We start from the raw sequence: 18,715 nt of genomic DNA on the forward strand, positions 1-18,715 counted from the left end.
CAAAACTAGTTACACCTTATAACTAATTACCACAGCGACCCGGTCATCCGGTTGACCTCACCTACGGAGCTTGTCATGTCGCCCGATAATGGTAGTTGCCACCCCGAACCCCACGAACACCACCCTGATGACGGTGTTCATTATTTGAGCGGCCCATCGCTCAAGGCGCACCCACGCTGCCTGACCGACCGGCTCGTACACTGGGCCGAACACACGCCCGATGCGCCGTTTCTGGCCGAGCGTCAGCGAAATCACGCAAGCGCCGCCTGGCATACCATGAGCTACGCCGAGGCGCTGGCAGCAGTCGAATGTCTTGCTCAGGCCCTGCTGGATCACGACCTCTCGCTCAAGCGGCCGCTCATGGTGCTTTCCGGTAACGGCATCCATCATGCACTGCTTGCCTGCGCGGCCATGCACGTTGGCATTCCCTATGCACCGGTGTCGCCCTCGTACGCATTGCTTGCCAATGATTACACCAAATTGAAGCACGTCGTCGACCTGGTAAGCCCGGGAATGATCTTCATCGACGAGGAGGCCCGGTTCGAACACGCACTTGAGTGCGTCTCGGACGCCACGGTTCACAGGCTCGCAACAGTGCCCTCGGTTTCGGCACATTCAATCGATACGCTGATGGCAACCCCCAAGCGCGCGGCAGTGGACCACGCCCATGCCGATGTGGGCCCGGATACCATCGCGAAATTGCTGTTCACCTCCGGCTCGACCGGCATGCCCAAGGCCGTCATCAATACCCAGCGCATGATCTGCAGCAACCAGGCCATGCTGGGACAGACCCTACCGTTTCTGGAATCCGCACCGCCGGTATTGATGGATTGGCTGCCCTGGCATCACACCTTCGGAGGTAACACCATCCTCGGCATGACCATTCACAATGGCGGTACGCTCTACATCGATGATGGCAGCCCCACCGTCGATGGTGTGGAGCGCACGGTTCAGAACCTTTTGGAAATCTCGCCCACGTTTTACTGCAACGTCCCAAAGGGCTTCGAAGCCCTGGTCGATCATCTTCAACAGAGCGATGCCCTGCGCGAGGCGTTCTTTCGCAACCTGAAAATGATGCATTTCGGCGGCGCCAGCCTGCCCTCCCACGTCAGCGAGCACCTCGACATCCTCTCCTTACAGGAAACGGGCCGACGTGTACCGATGCTGACGGGGCTTGGGTCTACCGAGGCCTGCCTGTCGTTTTGCACTCAAAACCGGGACCACGTTCGCGGCCTGGTTGGACAGCCGGTTGCCGGCATGACGGTCAAGCTGGTGCCTTCCGGCGACAAGCTCGAGGCGCGCCTCAAGGGGCCAAACGTCACGCCGGGCTATTGGAAGGACGACACGCGCTCGGAAACGGTCTTCGATGAGGAAGGCTATTACTGCACTGGCGACGCCATGCGCTTTCATGATGCGAGCAGCCCTGAAAAGGGCCTGATGTTCGATGGGCGCCTGAGCGAGAACTTCAAGCTGATGACCGGCACCTGGGTCAACGTCGGCGCACTCAGGCTGCAATTGGTCGAGGACATGGCACCGCTCGCCCAGGACATCGTCCTCGTGGGCGAAGGCCGCCCCTACCTTACGGGCCTGCTCGTGTTGAACAAGACCCACTGCGCCGACCTTCTCGGCACCGAACCGGACCTTGCAGAGCTTGCCCGAAATGACATTGTCCGGCGATTTCTGGCCGACCGCCTCACCGTTCATCAACAGGGCAAATCAAGCTCGATGCGCCTCGAGCGGCTGCTGATTCTCGAGGCCCCCCTTTCCTTCGACAAGGGGGAGGTTACGGAAAAGGGCTCGGTCAATCAGCGTCTGGTCCGTGAGCGCCATACCGAGCACCTCGACACGCTCTACGCAGACCCGCCCGGCGCCGAGGTCATCATGCCCTCACGCTGTTGAGATGACTCGGGCCGACGTCACGCCCGCGTCAAACCCGCGTCAAACCCGCTATGCTCCAGGCAGGATTGCAGCACAAGGGCTACCTGCCATGCCATTTTCCGACGACAACACCGCCACCGTGCAGGCGTTCATCGAGCTGCTCGACGGCATGCTCGACGACCCGCTCGACCGCCGCCGCCCACCGGTGGTCACATTCTGGTGCGGTGCCGGTTTTTCGAAAGCCTGGGACCCGAGCTCCCCGACCGATGGTGATCTGTTCGCCATCGACCTCGATGACATTCACGACTTCCCCAACCTGCAGCACGTGCTGCATGTCATCGGCTGGGCAGACTATCGACGTCTCAATTTCGAGCAGTTCAAGAACCTGCGCTACGTGTTGGACATGCAGGTCCGCTACCCGGACATTCGTAACCGCTATTTCGATATTCAGAACCTGAAACTGAGCATCAGTGAGCTGCGCACCCTGATCATGCGCCGCTTTCAGGCCGCCTGCGACGTTCAAAACGTCGACGATGACCTGCGCTTCACCACTGAGCGCGACAGCATGGATCAGCAGAACATCACCGCACTGTTCGCCCTTCTCGAACAACGTGCCCGACACGCAGGCCTTGATGCCAACTGCCCGCTGTATCACTTTCTAACCACCAATTACGACTTCACGATCGAAAGCATTCTGGAACGGGTACATGCGCATTCAGCACCGGTGTTCGGGCGGCTCTATCGTGGGGTGACGCCGAGCCGAATCTGCGGCAGCACCATATGGGAGCATTTGCCGCGAACGGTGGATCGAACCGTCATCAAGATCAACGGCGGGTTCGAAATTCTACCCACGCTCGAGGGCTTCGAGTTTGAATACCGCGCCCGAAGCGATCGCGCCATCCGCGAGGCGCCACCGCTGCTGATTCTGCCCTCACAGGTGCAGGACTATGATGAACCCTACTTTCATCAGGTGTTTCCAAAGGCCGTGCGTCTTCTTCGCGAAACGGATGTGTTGGTGATTGTGGGCTACAGCATGCCGCCGGAGGATGCACTGATCCGTTTCATCCTTCGCCAATTGGCCGAAAGCCCGAGCGATGCCCGGGGCAAGCACGTGTTCGTGATCGACACCAAGAACCACGACATCATCAAATCCCGCCTCGAAGAAGTGTTTTTCTACCTGCCAAGCGTCGGCTGGCCCAGAGAGCACTACTTCAGTGGGCGTTTCGAGGAGTTCTGTCGGCGCGCCGTCACGCAGTGAGGACGCCGTCTGTCATGGCCGACCCGCGTGATGTGCAATGCTCGCCTGGCGCAAAAGCGCGACGGCAAGTGACCGGGGGCGTCGGCGTTCATTAAGGCTGCGTTCATCATGGCGCGCTAGAGTCGCTTCTCGCGCAAAAACAAAAAGGGAATGCACCATGCATTGGCAAGATACGAACGCCCGCTACGGCCTCATCAGCCGCGGCTTTCACTGGGCGATGGCCGCTCTGATTTTCTGGCAGCTCGGCGGTGTGACGCTCTCGCTTTTTGTCGAGGGGCGCCCGGCGTGGCTTGGCGCCTGGATCGGCACCCACAAATCGGTGGGGACACTGTTGCTCGGCGTGGCCCTGATCCGGGCGCTCTGGGGGCTTGGCCAGCTTCGCCGGCGTCCACCCGCGCTCAGCCGGGCTGCCACACTCGGGCATATCGGCCTCTACGCGCTGATGATTGCCATTCCCCTGGCCGGGCTCGCCATGACCTACTTAAGTGGTCGCCCGCTTGCAGTCTTCGGCTATTCACTGTGGGGGCCGCATGATGCAAGCACGCTCATGGGCGCAGGGGCTTTCCATACAGCCCATCACTGGCTTGGCTGGGCGCTTCTGGCGGCAGTGGCGGGTCATATCACGATGGCGCTTTACCACCACCGCATCAAAAACGATGGGGTGCTGTCGCGCATGCTCGGTCACTCCCGAACGGGCTGAGCAGGCCCTACGGTCGATGCCGCGCGGACAAGCTCGGCAGGACGGCCGAAATAGTATCCCTGCAGGTGGGAACACCCTTCGTGCTGCAGCGCCTCGGCCTGATCGAGATGCTCGACCCCCTCGGCGGTAATCTTGATGTCGAGGCTGTTCCCAAGGCTCGTGATCGCCTTGATGATCGCTCGGGCCTCATTGCTCTGACAGATTTCATCCACGAAGCTCCGGTCGATCTTGATGCGATCGAACGGGAAGGAGCGCAGATAGTGAAGCGAGGAATACCCGGTGCCAAAATCATCCAGCGCGATGGCCACGCCCAGCGCCTTCAGTGCCTTGAGCGTCGTCATGTTGCGCTGTGAGCTATCGAGCAGGATGGATTCGGTAATCTCGAGTTCCAGCCGCTCGGGGGCAAGCCCTGACGTGACCAGCGCCTGCTGCACGTCATCGACCAGCTGCGGACGCTCGAACTGGATTGGCGACAGATTGACCGAGACGGTCATCTCAGTCTGCCAGGACGCCGCCTCGCGACAGGCCTGATTGAGGACCCATAGGCCGATGTCGTGAATGAGCCCGGTGCGCTCAGCCACCGAGATGAACTCGAGCGGTGACACCATCCCCCGCATCGGATGCATCCAGCGAATCAACGCCTCGTAGCCGGACGGGCCGTAATCGTCGGCGCGCATGATCGGCTGATAAAACACGACGAACTCGTTTTCGCGCAGGGCGCGACGCAGATCCGCCTCCATATCGAGCCGGGCACACGCCGCCTGATGAAGGGCGTCGTTGTAACAGGCGTACGCCCCCTTGCCGACCCGCTTGGCTTCATAAAGCGCGAGATCCGCGCTTTTCATCAGCGCTTCCGGCGTATCAAGCGTCTCCGAGGACAGGGCGATGCCGACGCTGATGCCGGCCTGAAGCTGGTGATGATCGATCTCGAACGGCGTCTGAACCGCCGCCAACAACCGGGTGGCCAACGCCTCGAGCGCATCGATGGTGTGACAGGCCGGAATGACAATGGCGAACTCGTCGCCGCCGATGCGCGCCATGATGTCGTGATCGGACAACAGCGGTTGCAGCCGCGCGGCCAGCGCCATCAGAAGCTGATCGCCCACGTGATGGCCCAGCACATCGTTGACGTCCTTGAAGTTATCAAGATCAAGCATCAGCACGCCGGTGCTCTGGCGGCGCTCGCGGCAGAGTTCGAGCCCCTGCTCGATGCATCGAACGAACAGGCTTCGATTCGGCAAATTGGTCAGTGCGTCGTGATGCGCCATGTGGTGAATCTGATCGTGGGCCTGCTTGGTTTCAGTCACGTCCTCGATCAGATAGACCATCAGCAGCTGCTCGTTTTCAGCCACGAGCGGCACCATGCGACATCGAAGATGTCGCGTGCCATCGGCGCGCTGCAGTTTGGCGTGCGTCTGCTGAAGGGTGCGCTCCAGGACGGCCCGCTCGGAGGCGCCGGTCAGCTGGTCGAGAATCTCCGCCAGATGGTGCGGCGCGGTCACGCTCGGTTTTCCACCCTGTGCGTCACGAAGCGCTTCGCTGTTGAGCCGAATGCGGCCAGTGTCGACTTCCTGCACCACCACATGAATCGGAATATTGGCAATGACGGAATTTAGAAACGTCGTCAGCGCATCGAGCTCTTCGTTGCGTGCAATCACATCGTCTCGCGCAACCTGAAGCGCTTTTTCATACTCACGTCGCTCGGTGACGTCGCGCGTGATCTTGGCAAAGCCGATCAACGTATCCAGATCATCCCGGATCGCCTCGATCACCACGTGCGCCATGAAGGTCGAGCCGTCCTTTCGCACTCGCCAGCCCTCGGCCTCGAAGCTGCCCTGCTCGCGCGCAATATCCAGACTCTTATCGGGTTTATCGTCGGCGCGGTCCTGATCGGTGTAGAACATGGAAAAGTGCTTGCCGACCACATCCTCGGCGATATACCCCTTGATGTGCTGGGCGCCCGCGTTCCAGTTGGTGATGATGCCTTCCGGGCTCAGCATGTAGATCGCGTAGTCACTGACGCCCTCGACCAGAAGGCGAAACCGGTGCTCCTCCTCGATCTGACGGCGCTGCTGCTGCATGGTCTCGGTATTGTCTCGGGCCACCTTGGCAAACCCGATCAGCGTGCCGGTGTCATCGTGCACCGGGTCGATCACCACACTTGCCCAGAACAGGGTGCCGTCCTTGCGAATGCGCCAGCCTTCGTTTTCAAAGCGGCCATCCTCACGCGCAAGCCTGAGTCCAAGCGCTGGAAGTCCTGACTGGCGGTCGGCGTCGGTATAGAAGCAGCTGAAATGCCGCCCGATGATTTCCTCGGGCGTGTACCCCTTGATCAGGCGGGCCCCTTCGTTCCAGCTCATTACATTGCCATCGAGATCAAGCAGATAGATCGCGTAGTCGATGACGTTATGCACTAGATATCGATAAATAGGGTCGTTGTTCATCATGGCTCGATCAATTGAACGTATTTGCTGCGATATCGGCAGGCCGCAGGATAGATTGACCGAAAAAAACCGCCCTGTTCATTCAATACCGCCTCACCGAAGCGGATAAAGTAGCCTCTGTGACTATGTACTGAACCGCGTATTTCAACTGTGGATTTGACCCATGGCTCGAGGCACTCTTTTTTCGCCCCGCTGGCTGCCCTGGCTGACAGCATTAATCATCGCCGTGATCACCTTGACGACCTATCGCTGGTACGTTCAGCAAAACGACGACTACGCCAGGGCACGCTTCATGATCCTGACCGATGACATTGCCCTTGCCATCACTGAGCGCATGAAGAATCACGAGTTGATTCTAAATAGTGGCGCAGGGTTCATCGGTGCCAGCCGAACGGTCAGCCGCCGGGAGTGGCATCACTACTACGAAAGCCTCCACCTGGATCAAAATTACCCGGGCATTCTGGGCTTCGGCTACGCCCGCCTTCTAAGAGACGCTGAGCGTCCGGAATTCGAGCGGCGCGTTCGCGATGAAGGATTTCCGACGTTCGAGGTGCATCCGCCAGGCGCGCGCGCGCTGTACGTTCCGGTCACCTATCTGGAGCCATTTTCCGGCGCCAACCTCGATGCGTTCGGCTATGACATGTTTTCGAACGAGACGCGTCGCCAGGCGATGGTCCGCGCCGTCGACCAGAACGCGACGAGCATGACGTCACGCGTCACCCTGGTTCAAAAAGCGGCGTCGACAAGGGAGCAGGCCGGCGTCCTGATCTACGTCCCGGTCTTTTACGAGGGACAACCGCTTCTGACCCGGGCGCAGCGCTGGCAAGCGCTCAGAGGGTTTGTATACAGCCCGTACCGCATCAGTGACCTGATCGAAGGCAGCGTCCCTTCAAGCAGCAGCCTCGGCTTTGTTCTGTTCGATGGGGCGCCGTCGCCTGCCACCGAAATGTATCGCTCCTTCGATGAGGCCCAGGTCGATATCGACAAGGCCCGTTACACCCAGGAACTCACCCTCGATCACTTCGGCAAGACGTGGACGCTTCGCGTCTACAGCCTGCCAGGGTTCGAAAAACAGTTCGTCTCGCTTGCCGACCACCTGCTGCTGCCGACCGGCCTCGCCGTCGCCCTGCTCGCGTTCGCTCTGGTGTTTATCATGGTCAATCGGCAACGAAAGGCCGAGCGGCTTGCCAAGCGAATGACGCGCACCATTCGTCATAACGAACGGGAGCTTCAGGATATCCGTGCACGTCAGGAGCGCGTGCTGAGTGGCAGCAATGACGGCTGGTGGGAGTACGACCTTCAAAAAGGGGAGCTGTTTTTCTCCGAGCGCTGGTGGTCGCTTCTGGGGCTGACGCATGATGACTACCCCACCACCATCGACACGTTCATGTCCCTGCTGCACCCCGAGGATCACGAAAAAACGGTGACCCGATTTTATGACCGGCTCGGCTCGAACGACACCGAGTTCAATGTCGAATTTCGCCTGCGCCACCGCGATGGCCACTACATTCCCTTTCTCTCTCGCGGCACCATCCAGCGTGACGGCTCCGGCCAGGCCATTCGCATCAGCGGCGTTAACATGGATCAATCAGAACGTCACCGTATCGATCAGATGAAGCGAAGTTTCGTCTCGACGGTCAGCCACGAACTCAGAACGCCGCTGACCTCGATTTCAGGCGCCCTGTCTCTGGTCAATGCCGGCGCGCTGGGGCCGGTACCGGAGCCCATGGCCCCGATGCTCGATATCGCCAAGCTCAACAGCGACCGCCTGACGCTCCTGATCAACGATCTCTTGGACATGGACAAGCTGATCGCCGGCAAGATGACATTCTCGCTGGCGTCCTACGCCCTTCGCGCACTGATCGATGAGGCGCTTAAAAGCAATCAGGGCTACGCCGACCGTTTCGGAGTGACACTCAACGCACGCCCGTTCGACGACACGCACGTCCAGACCGACAGCCTGCGCTTTCAACAGGTGCTGTCGAACCTGCTGTCCAACGCCATCAAGTTCTCGCCGAAAGGTGATGTTGTCGACATCGACATCCACCACGCCTCGGAAAGTGTGATCGTCTCGGTCATCGACCGCGGCCCGGGTATTCCCGAGGCGTTCAAGCCTCACATCTTTCAGCAGTTTTCCCAGGCTGACGCCTCCGACACCCGTAACGTCAACGGCACGGGGCTTGGCCTTGCAATTACACGACAGCTGGTGATCAACATGCGCGGTGAGATCGGTTTTGAAACGCCGCCTGAAGGCGGAACGCGCTTTTGGGTGCGCGTGCCGAAGGCATGACGTTGGCCCGCGCTTGTGGGCATGAGGGCGTTACGCACATTGATCTCGAAAACTTGCAGGCCAACCCATGGCGTGAATCTACGACGATCGTCTAAAATCCCAGACACTTCGCCCTTCCCCCACCGTCCCATCCGGGCGGTTTCTGGGTCCTTAAGCTTACACATTCAGTTCCGATCGGCGTTCCGCGCAACCGCAAGGAAGGCCGGTGATCGCACCACTTACGTGAGGTTCCATGACCCGTCATACCCACCCTCTGCTCGTCCTGCTGGCACTGGCCACTGGCGGCTTTGCCATCGGCACGACCGAATTCGCCACCATGAGCCTCTTGCCCTTCATTCAAAGCGACATGGCCATTTCCCCCTCGACCGCCAGCCACATCATCAGTGTCTATGCCCTCGGCGTGGTCATCGGCGCGCCAGTCATCACGGTACTTGCCGCCAAGATCGACCGAAAATGGTTGCTTCTGGCCCTGATGGCCCTGTTCGCGCTCGGCAACGGCCTGAGTGCGATCGCCCCCGACTACAACTCATTGATGCTCTTTCGCTTCATCAGTGGCCTGCCTCACGGCGCCTACTTCGGTCTGGCCGCGCTCATGGCCGCGTCCGTGGTCACAAGCGGCAAGCGCACCCGCGCGGTCGGCATGGTGATGCTGGGGCTGACGGTCGCGACCATCGTCGGGGTACCGCTTGCCACCTGGCTTGGCAACGTGTTCGGCTGGCGGTTCGGGTTCTGGCTGGTCACCGCACTGGCCCTTCTGACCGTTGCAATGATCGCCCTGTTCGCACCGAAAACCGGGGTCGCCACGGGCCAGAGCGCCAAGAGCGAGCTTCGCGCCCTCAGCAACAGCGCGGTGCTTTTGACGCTCGCCATCGGCGCCATCGGCTTTGGCGGCATGTTCGCGGTCTACACCTACCTGACCTCGACGCTCGATCACGTCACCCAGATGTCAGCGCATTCCATGCCGATCATCCTGGGCATCTTCGGTCTCGGCATGACGGTGGGTAACGTGGTTCTGCCCCGGTTTGCCGACCGCTCCCTGATGCCGACGGCAGGCGGGCTACTGCTTTGGAGCGCGGCCGCGCTCGCAGCCTTCCCGCTGGTCGCGGACAACCCGATTCTGATCGCGATCGACGTGTTCTGCATCGGCATGAGCGGCGCGCTTGGCACCATCCTGCAGACGCGCTTGATGGACGTGGCCGGCGAGGCGCAGAACCTGGCCGCCGCGCTCAACCACGTCGCCTTCAACATGGCCAACGCCCTCGGGCCATGGCTTGCAGGCCTTGCCTTGGCCTTCGGCTTCGGCTACCGCTCGACCGGTGTGGTCGGCTGTCTGCTGGCCCTTGGCGGCCTTGCAATCTGGGCGGTGGCTCGCCGGCAGGAAAAACGCCAGCGCCACGCAGCCGCATGACCGTTCACGCAAACGTCGAGCTGTAAAAAAACCGGGGCCGCCTTTTCAGGTGGCCCCGGTTTTATTCGAACGCGGTGTCAGAATCCAAAACCGCGTTTGTCAGTGCGCTTCTTCCCAGTTCGCCCCGCTTTCGGCCTCGACCAGCAGCGGCACGCTGAGTTCACCGGCCTGCATCATGCGCTCGCTGACGGCGGCCTTGAAGGCCTCGACCTGATCGTTTTTGACCTCGAACACCAGTTCGTCGTGCACCTGCATCACCATCCAGGCATCGAACTCGCCGCCTGACAGCCAGGCATCGACCTCGATCATCGCGCGCTTGATGATGTCGGCGGCGGTGCCCTGCATCGGGGCGTTGATCGCGGTGCGCTCGGCGGCCTGACGGCGGGTGTGGTTTTTCGAGGCGATGTCCGGCACGTACAGCCGCCGGCCGAACACGGTCTCGACGAAGCCGGTGTCGGCGGCGTCGGCGCGGGTGCGCTCCATGAAACGGGCCACCCCCGGGTAACGGTCGAAGTAACGGTCGATGTAGGTCTGAGCCTGGTTACGCTCGATGTTGAGCTGACGCCCAAGCCCCCAGGCGCTCATGCCGTAGATCAGGCCAAAGTTGATCGCCTTGGCGCTGCGGCGCTGATCCGCGCTGACCTTATCCACAGCAACGTTGAACACCTCGGCGGCCGTGGCGCTGTGGATATCCTGATTATTGGCGAACGCCTCCAGTAGCCCTTCGTCTTCGGAGAGGTGCGCCATGATCCGAAGCTCGATCTGAGAGTAGTCGGCGGCGACGATCGAGTAGCCATCTCGGGCGATAAAGGCGGTTCGAATCTTGCGGCCTTCCTCGGTACGTACCGGAATGTTTTGGAGGTTGGGGTCACTCGAGGAGAGCCGGCCGGTGGCGGTCACGGCCTGATGGTAGCTCGTGTGAATGCGCCCACTTTCGGCGTTGACCAGTTGCGGCAGCTTGTCGGTGTAGGTCGAGCGCAGTTTCGAAAGCCCTCGATGCTCCAGAATCACCTTCGGCAGCGGGTAATCCAGTGCCAGTTCCTCGAGCACGGCCTCAGCGGTTGAGGGCGCGCCCTTGGGCGTTTTCTTGATCACCGGAAGTTTAAGCTCATTGAACAGAATCTCGCCAAGCTGCTTGGGCGAGCCGAGGTTGAACTCGCGCCCGGCAAGCTCGAAGGCGTCCTTTTCGATCGCCTCGATCCGCTCGCCGAGCGCCCGGCTCTGCTCGCCGAGTTTTTGAGTGTCGATCAGAACACCGGTGCGCTCCATTCGGGTCAACACCGGAATCAGGGGCCGCTCGAGGCCGTCGAGCACCTCGGAAAGCCGCCCGGCTTCTTCGATGCGCGGGCGCAGAATGGCGTGGAGCCTAAGCGTCACGTCCACATCCTCGCAGGCGTAGGGCGTGGCCTCCTCGAGCGCGATCTGATTGAAGGTGAGCTGCTTGGCGCCCTTGCCGGCAATGGTCTCGAAGCTGACCGTTTCATGGCCCAGGTACTGCTTCGCCAGCGCGTCCATGTTGTGCTGGGTCGCGGTGGAATTGAGCACGTAGGATTCGAGCATGGTGTCCACCAGTGGCCCGCCGACCGGTACATCGTAGCGCGCCAGCACCTCAAGATCGTACTTGAGGTTCTGTCCGATCTTGGTGACGCGCTCGCTGGCAAGCAGCGGCGCCAGATCGGCAAGCACCCGGGCACGATCAAGCTGGTCCGGGGCATCGAGATAGTCGTGCCCGACCGGCACGTAAACCGCCTCGCCCGGCATGAGCGCCAAGCCGATACCGACGATGTCGGCCACCATGTAATTGAGGCTGGTGGTCTCCAGATCGAAACAGACCGCGTCAGAGGCGTTAAGCCGCTCGAGAAAGGCCTGCCATTCGGCCTCATCAACGATCGCGCGGTAATCCTGCTCATCGAGCGCGAAACCGGTCTGGCGCTCGGGCTCCGGGTCCTCGACCGCGGCATCGCCCGAGGCTGCAGTTTGTTTCGCGTCGCCGCCGTCGTTATCCAGCTCATTGAGCCAGCCCTTGAACTCGAGCCGGGTGTAGAGCGCACGCAGCGCGTCAACGTCCGGCGCGGGACGTTCCAGATCGGTCAGCCCCACCGGCAGCTCGCAGTCGGTCTTGATGGTGGCAAGCGTGTAGGAGAGGTACGCCTGCTCCCGGTTGGCTTCGAGCTTTTTCGGCAGGCTCTTGGCGCCACGAAAGCCGAGCGTGGTCACGCGCTCGAGATCGCCGAAAATGGTGTCGAGCCCACCGTTCATGCCGGTCAATAGCGACAGCGCCGTTTTCTGGCCCACTCCCGGCACGCCCGGAATGTTATCGACGCTGTCGCCCATCAGCGCGAGGTAATCGATGATAAGCCCGGGAGGAATGCCGAACTTCTCTTCGACGCCGGCTTCATCGAGGGTTTCGTTTTTCATGGTGTTGACCAGCGTGACGTGGGGGCTTACGAGCTGCGCCATGTCCTTGTCGCCGGTGGAGATCACCACATCGCGGCCATCGCGCGTCGCCTCGAACGCGAGCGTGCCGATCACGTCGTCAGCCTCGACCCCTTCGATGCACAAAAGCGGAAGGCCAAGGGCGCGCACGCAGTCGTGCAACGGCTCGACCTGCGGTCGCAGATCGTCCGGCATGGGCGGGCGGTGCGCCTTGTATTCGGGGTAGATCTCGTCTCGAAAGGTCTTGCCCTTGGCATCAAACACCACCGCCATCGGGCTTTCCGGGTACTGACGGATCAGGCTTTTCAGCATCGACACCACGCCACGCACGGCGCCGGTTGGCGTACCGTCGGCAGCACTCAACGGTGGCAGGGCGTGAAAGGCGCGGTAGAGATAGGACGAACCGTCGACGAGGACGATCGGAGTAGCGGCCATGGGAGCTCCCGTCGGCGTAAATCGGAAAGGCCCATGATACGAAACGCGCCCGCGCCTGTCAGGCGGCCTGATGCGATCGGGCCAATCACGCGGCACTCGGGCGCACGCCGATCGGCATCGTATGCCCAGTTGCCGTTTGTTACACTCACGCTCTATCTTTCAACTGCACGGTGCGCCCATGACCTCACGCAGCCTGTCGTTCATTGCCCTGCTCGCGCTTGGCGCCCTCGGCCTTCCGGCCCAGGCCGCCCCCGATCAAGGCGCCGCGGTAACCCAGGAATACCGCACCAACGGCTACCTGTACGCCATCGCGGTGACCGATGACAGCGGCCATTACGTGCTGATTGATCGCAATGGCGATGGCAACTTCGAGCGCTACGAAGGCGCAGAACCCGTTGCCGCCCCCGACTGGACCAAAGACTGAGCGCGTGCTGCGTTCACGCATGGAACCGGCCGACCCGAGCGGCTAAACTGGCGCTTTTTGACGGCACCTGCCCTTAAGCGTGCCCCTCTCCCTTATCGACTGGCGAGCTATCATGGCGGTTTTTACACCTTTGACCGAGGCTCAGGTCCGCGACTTTCTTTTGCGCTACGAGATCGGTGACCTTGTCACCCTCGAGGAAGTCGCCAGCGGCACCGAGAACTCGACCTTTTTTGTCACCACCGACCAGCAGCAACTGGTGCTGACGCTGTTCGAACAAGGGGAGCAGGAAGAGCTGCCCTTTTTTGTCGACCTGCTCGATTTTCTGGCCGGCCACTCACTGCCAGTGCCTGGCCCGATCCACGACAAGACCGGGGTGGCGCTTCAAAGCCTTGCCGGCAAGCCGGCGCTTCTGTTCCCGCGATTGCCGGGGCGTCATCCGCATGATCCGACCCTTGCCCAGTGCGCGGCCATCGGCCAGACGCTTGGTCAACTGCACACGGTGTCGCGCCACTTTACCGGCAGCCGCCCCAACCCGCGCGATCTTCGCTGGATCTCGGCCAACCACACCAAGGTACTGAGCTATTTGAACGCCGACGACCAGGCGTTGATGCGCGACGAACTGGATGCGTTTGAGGCGACGTTCGGCACCGACACGGCACTGCCCCAGGGCGCGCTTCACGGCGATCTTTTCCGTGACAACGCCCTGTTCGATGGCGACCGACTCGGTGGGCTGATCGATTTCTACAACGGCTGCACGGGGGATCTGATCTTCGATCTCGCGATCGTGGTCAACGACTGGTGCACGCGTGAGAACGGCGCCATCGATCATGAGCGCTACGCCTCGGTGCTGGGCGCGTACCTTGCCGAACGGCCGTTCACCGACCGCGAGCGCGCCCTCTGGCCGATGATGCTTCGAATGACGGCGCTTCGCTACTGGCTCTCGCGCCTGCTTGTGGTCTACGTCGACCCGCCGGCGCATACCCTGACGCCAAAGGACCCGGCTCAATACCGCGCCATCGTCAAAGCACGCCGTGATCTGGAGCTGCCCGCGCTTCCGGCCTGACCCAACGCAGGCCTTGCCGCTCGAGCCGGCGTTTGATCCGGCTCGAGCGCAGCGCGCCTCTTGGTGCTCGTCTCTCTCGTTGCCTGCTTTTCTCTCATTACCTGCTCTTCTTTCGTTGCTTGTCCTTCTCTCTTTTCCTGCCCTTCTTGTTGCTTGCCCTTCTTTTGCGTCTCGTCCCGCGCTCACCGCGTCACCTGACCAACGGCACTGGCACTGGCGTTCAACCTGCGATTTTCTTTACCGAATCTTAATCCCCTGGAATGCTCGGCCGTGTCTGTGGTCGTATCGGCACCGGGCGCGTTCATGGCCCACGTTCATAAAACCTTAATCCTTACTCGGCACACTGGAGGCCATTTGATATCCAGGAGCAGTGAACTCATGGCGCTCACGTCAAATTGGATCGCCCGACTGCGCCCGTCACAGCGCGCGCTGGTCGATAATCGGGATGGCATCGCGTTGCTCGTGCTCTGGGCCATCGGCGTCTCGCTCTGGCAGCCGCTGTCGGCCCTGTCCGAGCTTTGGTCGCTGGGCGCGTTTCAACACACCAGTGCGTTTGACGCCATTGACCATTCCCGGCGCTTTATCAATGTCGCCACCCCGCTTGCGCTCGGCGTGGCGGCAGCGCACGTCTATCGCTGCGCCCGCAGGCTTTGCTACACAAGCCCCATCGCCCAGCGCACCGCACGGGTCTGGCTGTTTCTTCTGGCACTGACGCTGCTTGGCCACGTCGATACGGCGGATGTCATCACGATCGCCCTGGTGCTCGGCGCACTGGCGCCGCTGATCAAGGGGCGTGTTACCCAGAAAAAGGCGATCAAGAGCGGCCTCTGGCTGTTCGCAGCCCTTGTCTTCTTTGGCCCCGGCGCGCTCGTCATGTGGGCGATCCCGCTGATCGGCAGCATGCTGTGGCGGGCCTCCCAGTTAAAGACCACGGATTACCGCGCGCTTTTCGGCGCGACCGGCGCAGCCCTCGGTGGCTTTGTTCTGCTCTCGCCGCTGCTCTAGACTCGACTGCCGTGCACCGAACAAGGCCGCCCACCGGGCGGCCTTGTTGTATGATGCGTGCATCACAGATGCATTCGAACGTCAGGTGTTTCCAGACGACAGGTGTTTTCCGACGTGGAGCTTCGATGACCGTTTCTTCTTCCGCCGTTACCCGGGCGCTTGCCACCTACAACATCGACCAGTGGGGCAGTGGCTATTTCGACGTCGATGACCAGGGCCATGCGCTGGTGCGCCCAGGCGGCGAACACGACCCGCGTACCCGCTCGCTGCCGGAGCTTGCCCATACCCTGCAGGAGGCCGGCCTGCGCCTGCCGGTGCTGGTGCGCTTTACCGACATTCTGCATGACCGGGTCGAACAGCTCTGCGCCGCCTTCGATCACACCATTGCCGCCTCGAGCTACACAGGCCAATACACGGCGGTCTACCCGATCAAGGTCAACCAGCAGCGCCGGGTGGTCGAGGAACTGCTGGCCACGCCCGAGCGCGGCCGGGGCCGGGTCGGCCTGGAAGCCGGCAGCAAGCCAGAGCTCCTTGAAGTGCTTGCGCTGTCGTCTGAAACGCAGAGCACCATCGTCTGCAACGGCTACAAGGACCGCGAGTACGTTCGGCTGGCGCTGATGGGCGAAAAGCTGGGTCATACGGTCTATCTGGTGGTCGAAAAGCACGCCGAAGTGCAGCTGATTCTGGATGAAGCCGAGGCGCTCGGCGTTACACCGCGCATTGGCGTGCGGGCCCGGCTGATGTCGATCGGCAAGGGCAAGTGGCAGAACACCGGTGGCGAGAAATCCAAGTTCGGCCTGACCGCGACCCAGATTCTTGGCATCGTCGATCAGCTCGAGCGCGCCGGCAAGCTCGACGCGCTCCAACTGGTGCATTTCCATCTGGGCTCCCAGATCGCCAACATCCGGGACATTCAGCGCGGCCTGCGCGAATGCACCCGGTTTTATCAGAGCCTCAGGGCCGCCGGCGCACCCATCGCGGTCGTGGATGTCGGCGGCGGGCTTGGCGTCGACTACGAAGGCACGCATTCACGCAGCTTCTGCTCGATGAACTACTCGATGCAGGAGTACGCCAACAACGTCGTCGGCGCCTTTCATCAGCTCTGCGACGCCGAAGGTTTGCCCCACCCAGACATCATCTCGGAATCGGGCCGGGCGCTGACCGCGCATCACGCGGTACTGATCACGCAGGTGATCGAGGAAGAGCGCCAGGGTGCCAGCACCCTGCCCGAGCGGATCGAGGGCGATGACCCGCAGCTCGATAGCCTGTGGCTTACGCTCGAGCGGCTCGAGCGGGCGCCGGTCGCACGGCGGCTGATCGAGTACTACCACGACCTGTATCAGGCAATGAGCGAGCTGCAGGACCGCTTCGTACTGGGCGATGCAACGCTTGCCCAGCGCGCCGCGGGCGAATCGATCTACATGGCGGGCTGCCGACGCCTTCACGGGCTCCTTGATCCAACAAGCCGGGCGCACCGTGAAATTCTCGATGAGCTCAACGAGAAACTCGCCGACAAGCTGTTCGTCAATTTCTCGCTGTTTCAGTCGCTGCCGGACGTCTGGGGCATCGATCAGATTTTCCCGATTCTGCCGCTGACCAACCTGACCGAACCGGTCACTCGGCGCGGCGTGATTCAGGACATCACCTGCGACAGCGACGGACGCATCGACCATTACGTCGACGGCCAGGGGATCGAGGCTACCCTGCCGCTGCCGGAATGGCGCGATGACGAGCCGAAGCTGATGGGCTTTTTCCTGGTCGGGGCCTATCAGGAAATTCTGGGGGATCTGCACAACCTGTTCGGCGATACCGACTCCATCGACGTCACCCTCGGTGAGGACGGCCAGTGGCGGCTCGGCACCCCGATCCAGGGCGACCGGGTGGCGGACGTGCTTGGCTACGTCAATTTCGACGCCGGCCACCTCAAGGAGCGCCTGCGACGCCAGCTGATGCACTGCGAGCTTTCCGGCCCCGAGCGCGCCCGCTTCATGGACGAACTCGAGGCTGGGCTCGAGGGTTACACCTACCTGGAGCCTTGAGCGCGACAGCGCTGAAAGCGCCGCGCTGCCTCTGCGGCCCTTTTAGAACGGGGCGTCAGGGGCGCTGAGTCACCTGTACGGCCACCGGCGCGACGCCGGACTCGGTCAGCCCGATGCGCCGAGCCGCGGCCGGGGTCAGATCGATAATGCGGCCCCGGGTGAACGGACCGCGGTCGTTGATGCGCACCTCGACGCTCTGATCGGTATCAAGGTTGGTGACCTCGACGCGGGTGCCGAACGGCAGGCGTCGATGCGCGGCGGTCAGCGCGGCGGTATCCAGGCGCTCGCCGCTGGCGGTGGTGCGCCCGTTGTAGCGCTCGGCGTAGTAGCTTGCCTCACCCCGCTCGACGCTTCCTGCGTCAAGGACCTGATGGCCGGCGCAGCCGGCAAGGCTCAGTAGTAGCCCGGCGCCCAAGGCCACATTGCGTGCGTGTTGAATCATGGTGCTTGTCTCGAATGAAGTAACTAGACCGACGACGTGTCGAGAAAGAGCCAGTCGTCGATGGCAAGCGTCAACCGGGCGCCACGAGGCAGCCGCCCGACGCCTTCGGGCGTACCGGTCAGTACCACATCCCCCGGCTCCAGCGTGAAGCTGTGGCTGATCTCGGACAAGAGCCGGTCGACGGGAAACAGCATCTGCGCGGTGTGGCCGCGCTGGCACAGCTCGCCGTTGATGTCGAACGAGAAGCGCAGGTCACTCCAGTCGATGAACCGCCCCTTGACCGGAACGAATGGCGTCAGCGGGCAGGCGCCGTCAAAGCCCTTGGCCCGCTCCCAGGGGTGCCCCTTGGCCTTGAGCTCGTCCTGAACATCACGGTGGGTCAGATCGAGCGCCAGCCCCATGCCGACGATCGCCTCACACGCCGCCGAGGGTGAGGCGCGGCTGACGCGCTTGCCGATCAACAGCGCAAGCTCGGCCTCATAATGCACCCCGTCGGCCGTACGAACAGGGTCGATCGGTTTCGACAGATCAACGGCGCTGCTTGCGGGCTTGATGAACAGAATCGGTGACGTTGGCACCTCATTGCCGAGTTCACGTGCGTGGCGCGCGTAGTTACGTCCCACACAGACGATCTTGCCAAGATCCTGCCCGAAAACCTTGCCATCGATGAAGCGAGGCGCGAATGCCATGACCGCTCTCCTTGTCGTTGAGTCATCGCATACTACTGCGTTACCTACCCGGGTGCGCAACCGTCCATGCCGCGCCCGGCACAGCCCGCACTCAACAAAATCTGCTCTTAACCCTTTCTTAAAACGATTTTTTCGAATCGAAACGCCAGTTAAATTCACTTTCGCCCTCATCAGGGCTGTCGTAGCCTTGAAGGAATCACGTTA

The 18,715-nt window shown here is 61.7% G+C and carries 13 protein-coding genes; 9 read left to right on the forward strand and 4 right to left on the reverse strand.

The features are described from left to right. Positions 1-75: 75 nt before the first annotated feature. The 3 genes from NAT23_RS07260 (at position 76) to NAT23_RS07270 (ending at position 3,836) form a co-directional block, all read left to right on the forward strand. Positions 76-1,899 (forward strand): feruloyl-CoA synthase, encoded by a 1,824-nt coding sequence (locus NAT23_RS07260; RefSeq protein ID WP_251926829.1) that lies wholly within the window; start codon positions 76-78, stop codon positions 1,897-1,899. Between the two features lie 88 nt (positions 1,900-1,987). Further along, complete coding sequence (locus NAT23_RS07265; protein WP_251926830.1) at positions 1,988-3,136, forward strand: SIR2 family protein; 1,149 nt, start codon at positions 1,988-1,990, stop codon at positions 3,134-3,136. Positions 3,137-3,293: 157 nt separating this feature from the next. Then, complete coding sequence (locus NAT23_RS07270; protein WP_251926831.1) at positions 3,294-3,836, forward strand: cytochrome b; 543 nt, start codon at positions 3,294-3,296, stop codon at positions 3,834-3,836. Here NAT23_RS07270 and NAT23_RS07275 read toward each other — a convergent pair. Then, positions 3,818-6,280: a sensor domain-containing protein gene (locus tag NAT23_RS07275; RefSeq protein WP_251926832.1), complete on the reverse strand. Its 2,463-nt coding sequence runs from the start codon at positions 6,278-6,280 to the stop codon at positions 3,818-3,820. The two genes, NAT23_RS07270 and NAT23_RS07275, sit on opposite strands and share 19 nt — an antisense overlap. 163 nt (positions 6,281-6,443) lie before the next feature. Between NAT23_RS07275 and NAT23_RS07280 the strand changes: the two genes are divergently transcribed. Together NAT23_RS07280 and NAT23_RS07285 are read left to right on the forward strand one after the other, a co-directional pair. Continuing rightward, positions 6,444-8,570, forward strand: a complete 2,127-nt coding sequence (locus tag NAT23_RS07280; protein ID WP_251926833.1) for a CHASE domain-containing protein — start codon at positions 6,444-6,446, stop codon at positions 8,568-8,570. A 232-nt stretch (positions 8,571-8,802) separates the two neighbouring features. Further along, a complete protein-coding gene (locus NAT23_RS07285; protein WP_251926834.1) occupies positions 8,803-9,978 on the forward strand; it encodes an MFS transporter in 1,176 nt (391 codons plus the stop codon). Between the two features lie 99 nt (positions 9,979-10,077). Here the strand turns inward: NAT23_RS07285 and polA are convergent, their stop codons facing one another. Then, the gene (gene polA / locus NAT23_RS07290; RefSeq protein ID WP_251926835.1) at positions 10,078-12,849 is read right to left on the reverse strand and encodes a DNA polymerase I; all 2,772 of its coding nucleotides are present in this window, start codon (positions 12,847-12,849) and stop codon (positions 10,078-10,080) included. Positions 12,850-13,027: 178 nt separating this feature from the next. On the opposite strand from polA, the gene NAT23_RS07295 reads away from it, so the two are divergent. The 4 genes from NAT23_RS07295 to speA all read left to right on the forward strand — a co-directional run bounded on the left by NAT23_RS07295 (position 13,028) and on the right by speA (position 17,380). Next, positions 13,028-13,273 (forward strand): DUF2782 domain-containing protein, encoded by a 246-nt coding sequence (locus tag NAT23_RS07295; RefSeq protein ID WP_251926836.1) that lies wholly within the window; start codon positions 13,028-13,030, stop codon positions 13,271-13,273. Between the two features lie 112 nt (positions 13,274-13,385). Beyond that, positions 13,386-14,336 (forward strand): homoserine kinase, encoded by a 951-nt coding sequence (locus NAT23_RS07300; RefSeq protein ID WP_251926838.1) that lies wholly within the window; start codon positions 13,386-13,388, stop codon positions 14,334-14,336. Between the two features lie 378 nt (positions 14,337-14,714). Continuing rightward, positions 14,715-15,341 (forward strand): hypothetical protein, encoded by a 627-nt coding sequence (locus NAT23_RS07305; RefSeq protein WP_251926840.1) that lies wholly within the window; start codon positions 14,715-14,717, stop codon positions 15,339-15,341. Between the two features lie 125 nt (positions 15,342-15,466). Further along, the gene (gene speA, locus NAT23_RS07310) at positions 15,467-17,380 is read left to right on the forward strand and encodes a biosynthetic arginine decarboxylase (RefSeq protein ID WP_251926842.1); all 1,914 of its coding nucleotides are present in this window, start codon (positions 15,467-15,469) and stop codon (positions 17,378-17,380) included. A 55-nt stretch (positions 17,381-17,435) separates the two neighbouring features. Here the strand turns inward: speA and NAT23_RS07315 are convergent, their stop codons facing one another. Next, entirely contained in the window at positions 17,436-17,822 is a 387-nt protein-coding gene (locus NAT23_RS07315; RefSeq protein WP_251926844.1) for a septal ring lytic transglycosylase RlpA family protein, read from the reverse strand. A gap of 23 nt (positions 17,823-17,845) precedes the next feature. Continuing rightward, positions 17,846-18,511 carry a fumarylacetoacetate hydrolase family protein gene (locus NAT23_RS07320; protein WP_251926846.1) on the reverse strand — a complete coding sequence of 222 codons (666 nt, stop codon included), beginning with the start codon at positions 18,509-18,511 and terminating at the stop codon, positions 17,846-17,848. Positions 18,512-18,715: the final 204 nt, after the last annotated feature.

It is taken from the genome of Larsenimonas salina (genome assembly GCF_023736155.1).
GTDB lineage: Bacteria > Pseudomonadota > Gammaproteobacteria > Pseudomonadales > Halomonadaceae > Larsenimonas > Larsenimonas salina.